Below are 11,961 nucleotides of genomic sequence, written 5' to 3'. Positions count from 1 at the left end.
TGTGTTGCCGTGATCGCCCGGCTCCGCCAGACTGTCTCCATGACCCGAATCCTGCTTGCCCTCGTTCTTGTCCTCGGCCTTGCCGGCTGCGGCTTCCATCTGCGCAACAAGCTGATGCTGCCCACCGACACCGCCCCGGTGAAGGTGGTATCCACCGCCCCGTACAGTGAACTGGTCAAGCTGCTCAACCGCAGCCTGCTGGCTTCCGGTGCCAGGCTGGCTGATGAGGACAGCAACGAACCCAGTACCCAGTTGCAGGTGCTGTCCGAGCGCTGGGGCGACCTGCCGATCGCCATCGACTCGCAGGGCCGCGCCCAAGAGTACAGCCTGCGCTATGCGGTGATCTTCATCTTCCGTCGCGAGGATGGCAGCGAACTGGTGCCGCAGCAGGTGATCGAGCTCTCGCGTGACTACGTGTCGCCACCGACCGACGCCACCGGTACCACCACCGAACGCGAGATCCTGGCCAACGAGCTGCGCCGGGAAATGTCCGCCTCGATCATCCGCCGCATCGACAGCGTGGTGCGTGCCGAGCTCGAGAAGGGCGGCAGCCTGTCGGCGCCGAAAGCCAAGCCGATTGAAGGCGCGGTACCGGCCGAGCCGGTCCCCGCAGCCAAGCACTGAGCCGCGGCCATGGAACTGCGTCCGGAGCAGCTGGCCAGCCAGGGCGCTGATACCGCGCTGGCGCCGGTCTACCTGATTGCCGGCCCGGAAACCCTGCGTGTGCTGGAGGCAGCTGACGCCATCCGCGCACGCGCACGCGCTGCCGGCATCGGCGAACGTGAAGTGTTCGACGCCGATGGCCGTGATTTCGACTGGAACCAGCTCGACGCCAGCTTCAACGCGCCCAGCCTGTTCAGTGCCCGCCGCCTGGTTGAGGTGCGCCTGCCCAGCGGCAAGCCTGGCAAGGACGGGGCCGAAGTGATCAGCCAGTTCTGTGCCAACCCGGCGCCGGACGTGGTGCTGATGATCACCGCAAGTGAATGGAGCAAGGCCCACCAGGGCAAGTGGGCCGAAGCGATCAACCGCATCGGCGTGCTGTCGGTGGCCTGGGCGGTCAAGCCGCATGAATTGCCGGACTGGATCGAGCGCCGCCTGCGTGGCAAGGGACTGCGTGCCGATCCTGCCGCCGTGCAGCGCCTGGCCGAGCGGGTGGAAGGCAATCTGCTGGCTGCTGCCCAGGAAATCGACAAGCTGGCGTTGCTGGCCGATGGCCAGCCGCTGGACGTGGAGCGCATGGAGTCGCTGGTGGCCGATGCCGCCCGCTATGACGTGTTCCGGCTGGTGGAAGCGGCCTTTTCCGGCCAACCGCCGGCGGTGCTGCGCATGCTGGCCGGACTGCGCGGCGAGGGCGAGGCGGTGGCTGCGCTGATGCCGATGGTGATCCGCGAGCTGCTGGCGGGCGCTGGCCTGGCCCGGGTGCAGGCCCGTGGCGGCAACCTGGCGGCTGAAATGAAATCGCGCGGTATCTGGGAATCGCGGCAGGCCCCGTACAAGCGCGCGCTGCAGCGGCATCCGGAAAGCAAGCGTTGGGAACGCTTCGTGGCCGAAGCCGGGCTGGTTGACCGCATCGCCAAGGGCCGCGCCGAGGGTGATGCCTGGCTGGCGCTGGAGCGCCTGCTGGTGGTGGTGGCCGAACCGCGTGCCGTGCGCCTGTTGGCGCGGGCCTGAGCAATGAGCCTGCGGATCTATTACGGGGGCACCTTCGATCCGGTGCACCTGGGGCACCTGGCGATCGCGCGTGCGGCCCGTGATGAACTGCAGGTCGCCGTGCGCCTGCTGCCGGCCGCCGATCCGCCGCACCGCGCGGTGCCCGGTGCCACCGCTGAGCAGCGCTGCACGATGTTGTCGCTGGCCATCGGCGACGAGCCGGGGCTGTTGTTGGACCGCCGCGAACTGGATCGTGCCGCCCGCTGCCCCGGTCGTCCGTCGTACACCGTCGACACCCTGCGCGAGCTGCGTGGCGAGCTGGGCCCGAGCCGGCCGCTGGCCTGGCTGGTGGGCGCCGACAGCCTGCTGGGCCTGTCCGGCTGGCACGAATGGGAGGCCCTGTTCGACCTGGCCCACTTCGTGGTGGCCGAACGGCCGGGCAGTCCGTTGCAGGCGTCGATCGATGGCGAGCTGGGGCGTGCCCTGCAAGGGCGCTGGGCCGACAATGAGCAGGCCCTGTTCGCCAGCCCGGCCGGGCGCGTCCTGCGCCTGCACCACCCGCTGCGCGAGGAATCAGCCAGCGCCGTGCGCTCGCAGATTGCCGCTGGCGGCCCCTGGCGCGCACTGCTGCCACCGGCCGTGGCCGACTATGTCGCTGCACACGGGCTGTACCGCCCGGCCACGGCGTGAATGGCGCGGCCGCGCCATCCCCGTATAATTGCCCCCACGTTTATCGAGTCGATCCACTTTGAGCAACCAGACCCAGCCCCAGACCATCAAGGTCGATCTTCCCAGCCCGCCGCCGTCCGTGCCGGAACTGCTGGCCAGCGTCCGCCAAGCCACCGAAGACCTGAAGGCCAAGGACCTGGTCGAGATCGACGTGCGCGGCCGGTCCAGCGTTGCCGATTACATGATCGTCGTTTCGGGCACCTCGACCCGCCACGTCAAGTCGATTGCCGATGAAGTCGTGCGCTTCGCCAAGAACCTGGACGTGATGCCACTGGGCGTGGAAGGCGAGCGCGAGGCCGAGTGGGTGCTGGTCGACCTGGGCGACGTGATCGTCCACGTGATGCTGCCGCGCGTGCGTGAGTTCTACGCCCTCGAGCGCCTGTGGACCGTCGGCGACCAGCCGCCGTCCAGCGACGACGAAGTGGCCTGAGCCACACGATGATGCATCCCTTCGACGGCGCCGATGGCGCCGTCGACGTTTTGGAGGACCGCTGATGAAAGCCCGCCTGATCGCCACCGGTGAACGCGCCCCCAGCTGGGTCGCGCAGGGCTTCGCCGAGTACCAGAAGCGGCTGTCGCACTGGCTGCCGTTCGAGCTGGTCGAAATCGAGCCTGGCCTGCGCGGCAAGGGCCGCGATCCGCGCCGCGCCACGGAGGATGAAGGCAGGCGGGTAATCGCTGCGCTGCCGAAGAACGCTTATGTGGTGGCGCTGGATGTGCCGGGCCGCCAGCTCAGCTCCGAACAGCTGGCACAACGCCTGGAGCATTGGCGCGGGCAGGGCAGGGACCTGGCGTTCCTGATCGGTGGCCCGGAAGGGCATTCGCCGGAAGTATCCGCGTTGGCCGATGAGAAGTGGTCGATTGGACCATTGACGCTGCCGCACATGCTGGTGCGGCTGGTGGTGGCCGAGCAGCTGTATCGGGCTGCCGCAATGATCGCCAATCACCCCTACCATCGCGCGTGAAGAATGGTTATACTAGTCGTCTGCCCGAATAGCTCAGCCGGTTAGAGCACTTGACTGTTAATCAGGGGGTCGTTGGTTCGAGTCCAACTTCGGGCGCCACCTTGAGAAACCTGCATCGCAAGATGCAGGTTTTTTTTTCGTGTTGTAGAACCGAGGCCATGCTCGGCTGCATCCTCGAAGCCGGGCATGGGCTCGGCGCTACAGCGTAATCAGGCCCTTCCAGAACGCGACCAGCGTGGCGATCACCACCGCCAGGATCGCGCCGAACAGCACCCATTCCCAACGCGTGAATACCAGCTCGCCGCGCTGGCGCCGGGCCAGTGCGAACAGCACCACGCCGGGCACGTACAGCAACACCGACAACAGCAGGTTGTCGAGGCCGCCGGCATACACCAGCCACAGCGCGTACGCACTGGCCAGCAGCGCAACCGCGAAATCACGCCAGCGCACACTGGGCTCATCGGCGTAGGCCTGCCCGCGCCAGGCCAGCTGCACGCCGAATGCCGTGGACAGGAAGTAGGGCACCAGGCTCATTGACGCAGCGAGCAGCACCAGCCCGGTGTAGCTGCCCGAACTTACCAGCACCAGCAGCAGGAACAACTGGATCAGGCCATTGCTCAACCACAGTGCATTGGCCGGCACACCACGCGCGTTCTCGCGGCCGAGGAAGGCGGGCATGGTGCCGTCGCCCGCGGCGGCATAGAGCACTTCGGCGCACAGCAGCACCCAGGCCAGCAATGCACCGAGGACGGAGATGATCGAACCGATGATGATTACCGTCGCGCCCCATTCGCCGACGATGGCGCGCAGGACATAGGCCATCGACGGATTGGGCAGCCCGGCCAGTTCGGCCTGCGACAGCACGCCCATCGACAGCAGGCTGACCAGCACCAGCAGCAGCCAGACCCCCAGGAAACCGATCACCGTGGCGCGGCCAACGTCGGCGCGGCGCGCCGCACGCCGTGAATAGATGCTGGCGCCCTCGATGCCGATGAATACCCACACGGTCACCAGCATCATGCCGCGCAGCTGCTGGCCGAGATCGCCGAGCGCGGGCGTGCCAAGGAAATCGGCACGGAACACCTCCATGCGGAACGCACCTGCTGCCAGGATCAGGAACAGCGTGATCGGCAGCAGCTTGGCCACCGTCACCAGGCCATTGACAATGGCCGCCGTACGCAGGCCACGCAGCACCAGCAGGTGCACGGTCCACAGCAGCACTGACGACGCCGCCACGGCGGCAGGCGTGTTGCCTTCGCCGAACACTGGCAGGAAATGGCCGAGGCCGCTGAAGATCAGCACGAAGAAGCTGGCATTGCCAAGCACCGAGGCGACCCAGTAGCCCCAGGCCGCAGAGAACCCGATGTAGTTGCCGAAGCCCTCACGCGCGTATGCGTAGATGCCGGTATCAAGATCCGGCCGGCGGTTGGCCAGGGCCTGGAACACGAAGGCCAGCATCAGCATGCCGGCGCCACTGACCGCCCAGCCGATCAGCGCGGCGGCCGGCCCGGCGCTGCGCGCCACGTTCTGCGGCAATGAGAAGATGCCGGCGCCTACCATCGAGCCAACTACCAGTGCAGTCAACGCGGGCAGGCCCAGGCGTTGCGATGTCGTGGCCATGGTGATCCCCTGCGGCGGTAGTGCCGCTTGCACACGGTAGCCACGTGCCTGTGAACGTGCATGCAAGGCGTGCAACGACGAAGGCCCGGGCTGCTGCCCGGGCCTCCGAAGTTGATGCGTTGAACGGTATTACTTGAAGGTGTACTTGGCGCCGACGGTGAAGTAGCGACCGATGGCGCCGCTGAAGTGCAGCGGGTTGTAGTTCACGCCACCGTAGGTGGTCGGATCGAGCGGCGCAATGCGATCGAACACGTTCTGCACCGAGGCGTTCAGTTCGAAGGCTTCGGTGATGTTCCAGCGGCCGGACAGATCGAAGGTGGTGAACGAGGAGATCTTGGTGACGTCGGTACCGTCGGCGTAGGAGAACTGGTACGAACCCTCCGGACCACGGAAATCCTTGTTGTCCATCTTGGAGATGTAGTTGGCGACGCCGCTCACGCTCCACGGCCCCTGACGCCAGGTGGTACCGAAGTTGATCCGATCCTTTGGCGTACCGATGCAGTTGGTCACGTCGCAGTTGCCGTGGGTGCCTGCATAGTCGAAGGTCTCGTCGGAGTCGGTGCGCTCGTACTTCAGCACATGGCTCCACTGCAGGTCCATTTCCAGCTGGCCCGGGCCGATATCGAAGGTCTGGCGGATATCGGTATCGATACCGCGCACGCGCGTGGATGCCGCATTGATGTACGCGGTGTTGACCGCCAGGATGCTGCCGGTGCCAGCGATGCCGTTGATGAGGTCGATGTCACGCAGCACGTTGCCGGCGGCGATGGCATCGGCCGTGGAGCCTTGGGCGATTTCGTTGGTGCGCTTGATCTGCCAGGCATCCACGGTCATCGAAGTGGTGGAGGTCGGCTGCAGCACGATGCCCACCGAGTAGCTCTTGGACTCTTCCGGCTTCAGGTCCTTGTTGGGGCGGGTGATGATCGCGACCGGGCGCGAGCTGCAGTTGGTGCCGACATCGGCCGGCGGGCTGACGGCGCAGCGCACCGGATCGCGGGCGTTGGAGAAGGCGGCCAGGCCACCATCGCCGTTCTCGGCCGGGTTGGGGGCGCGGAAGCCTTCGGCGTAGCTGGCACGCAGAGCGATCCAGTCGGCTGGGGTCCACTTGATGCCCAGCTTCGGCGTGGCCTTGCCTTCGCCGCTCTCGTACTTGTCGTAACGCAGCGCGCCGGAAAGTTCCAGTTGCTCCAGCACCGGTGCCGACAGTTCGACGTAGCCGGCGTAGACATTCTGCGTACCGTCATAGGCCGAATAGCCCAGGCCGATGATGTCACCCTGGTCGGTGTAAGTCTGCGGGGTCAGGCTGTTGCTGGTCTTGCGCCACTCGGTACCGATTGCCAGGCCCAGCGGACCACCTTTCAGGTCCATCAGGCTGCGCGACACGGTGAAGTCGAACATGTCCAGGCTGGACTTGGCGCGTGCGCTGATGGTCGGCGAGATGTAGTCGTACAGCGCCTGCGAGTTGAGGTTGGCATTGTCGCCAATACGCCACACGCCTCCGGCACAGTTCGGGTTGCCCAGCGCGCACTGTACAGCGCTGTAGCGCAGGAACCCGGTGCGCTTGTTCACCAGATCGGTACCGGAGTGCAGGTAGGCGGTGTCGTAGCTCCAGTCACCCCAGTTGCCCTTGACGCCGACCAGGAAGCGGTTGAACTCATTGGTGTTGTTGGTCACGCGCGGGCCGACATCCCAGGCCGAGTAGCGCAGGCGCGAGGCCTGGCCCTGGATCGGATTGTCGGGATGGGTCGGCGACAGCACCACGGCGCCCGGGCCGCTGCTGGCATTGCGCGGGCCAAGGGGATAGCCCCAGCTGCCGGAGACGCCGGACGGTGTGTTGCTGAAGATCGTTTCCTTCTTCGAGTAGCCGATCTCGGTGTAGACCTCGCCGCCTTCGCCGAAGGCGAAGCTGGCGCGGCCGAACACGTTGACGTACTTCTCTTCAGGCGTGAGATCACGGAACTGCTGCGCCGGATCCCACAGGCAGCCCTGGGCCGCCACTGACGCGTCGGTCTGGCCCGGGATGGTGGTCAGGCCTTGGCAGCCGGGCAGTGGCACGAGCCTTGCCGGATTGGTCGCTGTGACATTGCGGTCGTCATACACCGAGCCATTCGGACCGACGCCTCCGCTGGTGCGGCCATTGAGGTAGGCGCCGCCGAGGAACTGGGCATTGTTGCCATAGCCCCAAGGACGGATGTCGCCGGTGCCGATCCACTTGCGGTTCTTGCGATCGCTGATCTTGATCGCGTCGGTCTTGCCGACGTCCAGGCTGAAGAAGGCATTCCAGCCGTCAGTGGCCAGGTCGCCGGTGCCGGCGGTCAGGGTCGCCTTCTTCGCGTCGCCATCGCTGTCACCGGACAGGCCATAGGAGCCACGCAGGATGGCGCCCTGGAAGTCGCTGCGCAGGATGATGTTTACCACGCCGGCGATGGCATCGGAGCCATAGATTGCCGAGGCGCCGTCCTTGAGCACTTCCACGCGCTCGACGGCATCGAGCGGAATGGTGCTCAGGTCGGTGAAGACCTTCTGGCCGTCGTCGGCCAGGCCGTAGGTGGCCATGCGGCGGCCGTTCAACAGGACCAGGGTCGAGCCCGCGCCCAGGCCGCGCAGCGAAATGCCGGCGCCACCACCGGCAAAGCCGTTGCCGAAGGTCTTGGGGATGGAGCCGGAGCCATCAGCGGTCAGGGTCTGCAGGTATTCGGCAACCGTGGTCTTGCCGGTGCGGTCGATTTCCTGGCGGGTTACTACCTGCACCGGCGACGGCGTTTCAGTGTTGGTGCGCGGAATGTTCGAACCGGTGACCGTGATGCGGTCCAGGTTGGTGGCCTTGTCCTGCGCGAAGGCCGAGGTGGAAGCCGCGGCGCCAACCAGCAACAGGGTGCTGCCGGTAAGGATATGGGTGATGGACGATGCCAGAGTGCTGCGGCGGCGGCTGGCGGGCCGTTGGATCAGGTGTTTCACAGCTTCTCTCCTAACTGGAAAACCGTAGCGTTGAGGGCTGTCTCCGGAAGATTCCGGGACGGATCAATCTAGGTTTCCGGTAGGTGACGAAGTCGTGAATTTTTGCTTAATCGGTAACGGTTGATCCGGTTCCGTCCGTTGGCACGTGCAGGGAAGCGCCGGCCCGGCAGGTGGCCGGGCCGGCGATCACTTCACTCCGGCAGCGAGAACTGCACCGGCACCATGCCGATGGCCGGTACCGCCACGCCATCACGCTGGGCCGGCTCGAAGCGCCAGTGCCGGAGCACCTGCAGGCGCGCGGCCTGGTCCAGGCTGCGCGAACCGCTGCTGCGCTCGATGCTGACCCCCGTCGGCTGCCCGCGGGTGTCCACCTCTACCCGCAACAGCACAGTGCCCTGTTCGCGGTTGCGCAATGCCGCCAGCGGATAGGCCGGCGGCGGGGCGCTGCGGTACTGCAGCTGGGCACCGGCCAGTGGTGCGGAGGTATCGATGCTCGGTGCAAGCTGGGGCGGGGCCGGTTCGGCGGCCGGCAGCGCGATGCCCTGGGCTTCTTCCACGGTTGCGGTAGGAGCTGGAAGCGGCGGCGCGGCCGGCTGCGTCTGTGGCTTCGGTACGACCCGGGCGACCTCCCTGGGCTGTTCCAGCACCGGGGGCGGCGGCGTTGGCGGGATCTTCTCGATCAGCCTGACCGTGGTCTTTTCACGCGGGGCCTGCACGGCCTGGTAGGTCGCAGGGATGAGCAACAACAGGAAGGCCAGCAGGTGCAGGGCGATCGCCGCGCTCCAGGCGGCAACGCGGGCGGGGTCGAAGTGCAGGGATGCAACGGGATACGTACGAACCATGGTCCACCTCCATGCCAGTGACGAAGTCCTCAACGCACCAGGGCCCGTGGCGGGGTTGCCGCACGCGGCTGGCAGTGCATCAGTAGCGCGCCCGGGCGGCCACTGCATAGAGGCAGGGGCACCCGTGTTGGGCTGGCCTTCAGCCACTGCCGTCGGAATGCACGAAAAAAGGCGGGTCCCCTGGGGAACCCGCCTCTGTCGGCAATGACCAACGGCTCAGCGACCCAGTTCGAACACCACGTCCAGGTTGACCGAGACGGTGGATTCACCCGGCGCGACCGGGGTGGCCTTGTCCATCGCCGCACCGGCCGCCATGGTGCGCATCATCGGCATCGGGCGGAAACCGCCATTGCTGTTCTCGGAGATGCTGACGATGCGGCGCACCTGCAGGCCCAGTGACTTGGCATAGGTCTGGGCGCGGGCCTGGGCCTTCTTCAGCGCAGCCAGGCGGGCTTCGTCATACACTGGTTCCGGCTGGTCGATCTCGAAGCTCGGGCCGTTGATCTGGTTGGCGCCCTGCGCGGCCAGCGCGTCCAGCACCTTGCCGAGCTTGGCGATGTCGCGCACCTTGAGGCTGACCGTGTTGCTGGCCTGGTAACCGGTGATCTTCGGCGCTTCGTTGTCGGCGTAGCGGTACTGCGGGTTGAGGCTGACGCCGCTGGTCTGCACGTCGCGCTCGGCGATGCCGGCGGCCTTGATCGCGGCCAGCACCTTGTCCATCTGCTGGGCGTTCTGGCGCATGGCGCTGTTGCCATCGGCAGCCTGGCTCACCACGCCGGCCGACAGCGTGGCCACGTCAGGCACGCGGGTGGCCTCGGCATTGGCCGAGATGTTCAGCAGCGTGCCCTCGGCCGGTGCGGCGATCGATGGCGAGGACGGAGCGGCATGGGCGGTCATCGAGGTTCCAAGGGCGAGGGACAGGGCGAGCAGCAGCGGGGTGGCAGTCAGGCGCATGGGATCTCCTTGTTGTGCCGTTGAGGGTGGTGTCGTAGCGATGAACGCGTTGTGAGTCCGTTCGGGGTTGAACGCGTTCCGGAACGGGTTGCCGACGATTCAGGTGGCGGCCTCAGGTTATGCTGTGCCGATGCTCTACCTAGCTTCCCGCTCCCCCCGACGCAACCAGCTGCTGGCCCGACTCGGACGCCCCTTCCAGGCATTGGATCTGGAGGTCGTCGAGCAGCGTGCGCCCGCTGAAAGCGCCGAACAGTACGTCTGCCGGGTCGCCGCCGACAAGGCGCGCGCCGGCCTGGCCCGGGTGCTGGCCAATGACCCGCAGGCGCGGGTGCTTGGTTCGGACACCGAGGTGGTGCTGCATGGCGAGGTGTTTGGAAAGCCCGCCGACGCTGCCGATGCCCGGGGGATGCTGGCGCGTCTTGCCGGGCGTACCCACCAGGTGATGACGGCCGTAGTGGTGGTCGGCGCGGACGGGCTGGACAGCGAACTGGTCATTTCCGAAGTGACCTTCGCCCTGATCGACGCTGCCGACATCGCCGCCTATGTCGCCACCGGCGAACCGCTGGACAAAGCCGGTGCCTACGCCATCCAGGGCGGGGCCGAGCGCTGGATCGAGCACCTGTCCGGCAGCTACTCCGGCGTCATGGGGCTGCCGTTGCTGCACACCGATCGTTTGCTGGCGCGCTGCGGCGTGCCGGCCCCCACCGCCGATGCCGCCAGGGAGGCTGCAGATGTCTGAGGAAATCCTGGTCAACGTGACCCCGCGCGAGACCCGGGTCGCGGTGATCGAAAATGGCATGCTGCAGGAACTGCACATCGAGCGTGGCTGGCGCCGGGGTGTGGTCGGCAACATCTACAAGGGCAAGGTGCAGCGGGTCATGCCCGGCATGCAGGCCGCCTTCGTCGAAGTCGGGCTGGAGCGCGCCGCGTTCCTGCACGCCAATGACGTGGTGCGGCCGGCGCCGGTGGCCAGTGCCGATACCGAGAACACCACCCTGCCGCCGCCGGCCAGCGTGCCGATTGTCGAGCTGCTGCGTGACGGCCAGGACATCGTCGTGCAGGTGGTGAAGGACCCGATCGGCACCAAGGGCGCGCGCCTGACCACGCAGATCAGCATTCCCTCGCGCTACATGGTGCTGCTGCCGCAGTCCAAGGTGGTGGGCGTGTCGGCGCGCATCGAGGACGAAGCCGAGCGCGCCCGCCTGAAGGCGCTGGTGACCGAGCTGTCGGCGCAGCACGGCGGCTACGGCTACATCGTGCGCACCAACGCCGAAGGCCAGCCGGCCGAGGCCATCGCCGAGGACATCGCCTACCTGTCGCGCGTGTGGAACGTGGTCGAGCGCCGTGGCCGCGAAGCGCCCTCGTGCAGCATCATCTATGAAGACCTGAGCCTGCCGCTGCGTTCGGTGCGCGACCTGATCCGCAAGGATGTGGACAAGGTGAAGGTGGACTCGAAGGAGACCTTCGGCCAGCTGCAGGCCTTCGTCGCCAAGTACATGCCGGTGCTGGCCGAGAAGCTGGAGCTGTATTCCGGCGATCGCCCGATCTTCGACATGTTCGGGGTGGAGGACGAGATCGGCCGCGCGCTGGACAAGCAGGTGCCGTTGAAATCCGGTGGCTACCTGGTGATCGACCAGACCGAGGCGATGACCACCATCGACGTCAATACCGGTTCGTTCCTCGGCCAGCGCAACCTGGAAGAAACGGTGTTCCGCACCAACCTGGAGGCTGCGCAGGCGGTGGCGCGGCAGCTGCGGCTGCGCAACCTGGGCGGCATCATCATCATCGACTTCATCGACATGGATGATGCCGAGCACCGCCGCCAGGTGCTGCGCACGCTGGAAAAGGCGCTTGCGCGCGACCATGCCAAGACAACAGTCTATGACTTCTCGCCGCTGGGCCTGGTGGAGATGACCCGCAAGCGCACGGTGGAAAGCCTGGAGCGCCAGCTGTCGGAAACCTGCCCGCAGTGCAGCGGCCGCGGCAGCATCAAGACCACCGAGACGGTGACCTACGAGATCTTCCGCGAGATCACCCGCGCGGTGCGCCAGTTCGACGCCGCGCGCCTGCTGGTGATCGCCTCGACCAAGGTGGTCGCGCGCATCACCGACGAGGAATCGGCGGCGGTGGCCGAGCTGGAGGAATTCCTCGGCAAGAGCATCCGCTTCCAGGCGGACGAGCAATACCTGCAGGAGCAGTTCGATGTCGTTCTGCTCTGATCCTCGCCGGCTGCAGGCCGGCGG

At 66.6% G+C, this 11,961-nt stretch carries 11 protein-coding genes and 1 tRNA gene; 8 read left to right on the top strand and 4 right to left on the bottom strand.

The annotated features are described in order from the left end of the window. Positions 1-39 precede the first annotated feature (39 nt). The 6 genes from lptE (at position 40) to VG543_RS16645 (ending at position 3,443) form a co-directional block, all read left to right on the top strand. Complete coding sequence (lptE, locus tag VG543_RS16670; RefSeq protein ID WP_019662114.1) at positions 40-624, top strand: LPS assembly lipoprotein LptE; 585 nt, start codon at positions 40-42, stop codon at positions 622-624. A gap of 9 nt (positions 625-633) precedes the next feature. Beyond that, positions 634-1,671 carry a DNA polymerase III subunit delta gene (holA, locus tag VG543_RS16665; protein ID WP_019662113.1) on the top strand — a complete coding sequence of 346 codons (1,038 nt, stop codon included), beginning with the start codon at positions 634-636 and terminating at the stop codon, positions 1,669-1,671. Positions 1,672-1,674: 3 nt separating this feature from the next. Then, positions 1,675-2,340, top strand: coding sequence for a nicotinate-nucleotide adenylyltransferase (gene nadD, locus VG543_RS16660; protein WP_019662112.1), 666 nt, complete (start codon positions 1,675-1,677; stop codon positions 2,338-2,340). A 58-nt stretch (positions 2,341-2,398) separates the two neighbouring features. Next, positions 2,399-2,809, top strand: coding sequence for a ribosome silencing factor (gene rsfS / locus VG543_RS16655; protein ID WP_005410536.1), 411 nt, complete (start codon positions 2,399-2,401; stop codon positions 2,807-2,809). A gap of 64 nt (positions 2,810-2,873) precedes the next feature. Then, positions 2,874-3,344, top strand: a complete 471-nt coding sequence (gene rlmH, locus VG543_RS16650; RefSeq protein ID WP_019662111.1) for a 23S rRNA (pseudouridine(1915)-N(3))-methyltransferase RlmH — start codon at positions 2,874-2,876, stop codon at positions 3,342-3,344. A 22-nt stretch (positions 3,345-3,366) separates the two neighbouring features. Continuing rightward, positions 3,367-3,443: transfer RNA gene (locus VG543_RS16645), tRNA-Asn, on the top strand. Between the two features lie 99 nt (positions 3,444-3,542). On the opposite strand, the gene VG543_RS16640 is transcribed toward VG543_RS16645, so the two are convergent. The 4 genes from VG543_RS16640 to VG543_RS16625 form a co-directional block, all read right to left on the bottom strand. Continuing rightward, the gene (locus VG543_RS16640) at positions 3,543-4,964 is read right to left on the bottom strand and encodes a basic amino acid/polyamine antiporter (protein ID WP_423179035.1); all 1,422 of its coding nucleotides are present in this window, start codon (positions 4,962-4,964) and stop codon (positions 3,543-3,545) included. A 129-nt stretch (positions 4,965-5,093) separates the two neighbouring features. After that, positions 5,094-7,922: a TonB-dependent receptor gene (locus VG543_RS16635; protein ID WP_019662109.1), complete on the bottom strand. Its 2,829-nt coding sequence runs from the start codon at positions 7,920-7,922 to the stop codon at positions 5,094-5,096. Between the two features lie 191 nt (positions 7,923-8,113). Continuing rightward, positions 8,114-8,764 carry an energy transducer TonB gene (locus VG543_RS16630; RefSeq protein ID WP_019662108.1) on the bottom strand — a complete coding sequence of 217 codons (651 nt, stop codon included), beginning with the start codon at positions 8,762-8,764 and terminating at the stop codon, positions 8,114-8,116. Positions 8,765-8,980: 216 nt separating this feature from the next. Continuing rightward, positions 8,981-9,718, bottom strand: a complete 738-nt coding sequence (locus tag VG543_RS16625) for an SIMPL domain-containing protein (RefSeq protein ID WP_021204307.1) — start codon at positions 9,716-9,718, stop codon at positions 8,981-8,983. Between the two features lie 130 nt (positions 9,719-9,848). On the opposite strand from VG543_RS16625, the gene VG543_RS16620 reads away from it, so the two are divergent. Together VG543_RS16620 and rng are read left to right on the top strand one after the other, a co-directional pair. Then, positions 9,849-10,457 (top strand): Maf family nucleotide pyrophosphatase, encoded by a 609-nt coding sequence (locus VG543_RS16620; protein ID WP_423179034.1) that lies wholly within the window; start codon positions 9,849-9,851, stop codon positions 10,455-10,457. Beyond that, positions 10,450-11,937, top strand: a complete 1,488-nt coding sequence (rng, locus tag VG543_RS16615) for a ribonuclease G (protein ID WP_019662105.1) — start codon at positions 10,450-10,452, stop codon at positions 11,935-11,937. The genes VG543_RS16620 and rng overlap by 8 nt, the downstream gene beginning before the upstream one ends. The last annotated feature ends 24 nt before the right edge of the window (positions 11,938-11,961 follow it).

Origin of the sequence: Stenotrophomonas sp. CASM101 (genome assembly GCF_049384845.1) — a bacterium.
GTDB lineage: Bacteria > Pseudomonadota > Gammaproteobacteria > Xanthomonadales > Xanthomonadaceae > Stenotrophomonas > Stenotrophomonas hibiscicola.
This window is presented reverse-complemented; position numbering and strand designations above follow the sequence as displayed.

Excerpts from the sequence above, each read along its gene's own strand:
- nadD (WP_019662112.1), top strand. The coding sequence starts at position 1,675 with ATGAGCCTGCGGATCTATTACGGGGGCACCTTCGATCCGGTGCACCTG.
- rng (WP_019662105.1), top strand. The coding sequence starts at position 10,450 with ATGTCTGAGGAAATCCTGGTCAACGTGACCCCGCGCGAGACCCGGGTC.
- lptE (WP_019662114.1), top strand. The coding sequence starts at position 40 with ATGACCCGAATCCTGCTTGCCCTCGTTCTTGTCCTCGGCCTTGCCGGC.
- rlmH (WP_019662111.1), top strand. The coding sequence starts at position 2,874 with ATGAAAGCCCGCCTGATCGCCACCGGTGAACGCGCCCCCAGCTGGGTC.
- holA (WP_019662113.1), top strand. The coding sequence starts at position 634 with ATGGAACTGCGTCCGGAGCAGCTGGCCAGCCAGGGCGCTGATACCGCG.
- VG543_RS16625 (WP_021204307.1), bottom strand. The coding sequence starts at position 9,718 with ATGCGCCTGACTGCCACCCCGCTGCTGCTCGCCCTGTCCCTCGCCCTT.
- VG543_RS16620 (WP_423179034.1), top strand. The coding sequence starts at position 9,849 with ATGCTCTACCTAGCTTCCCGCTCCCCCCGACGCAACCAGCTGCTGGCC.
- VG543_RS16630 (WP_019662108.1), bottom strand. The coding sequence starts at position 8,764 with ATGGTTCGTACGTATCCCGTTGCATCCCTGCACTTCGACCCCGCCCGC.
- VG543_RS16640 (WP_423179035.1), bottom strand. The coding sequence starts at position 4,964 with ATGGCCACGACATCGCAACGCCTGGGCCTGCCCGCGTTGACTGCACTG.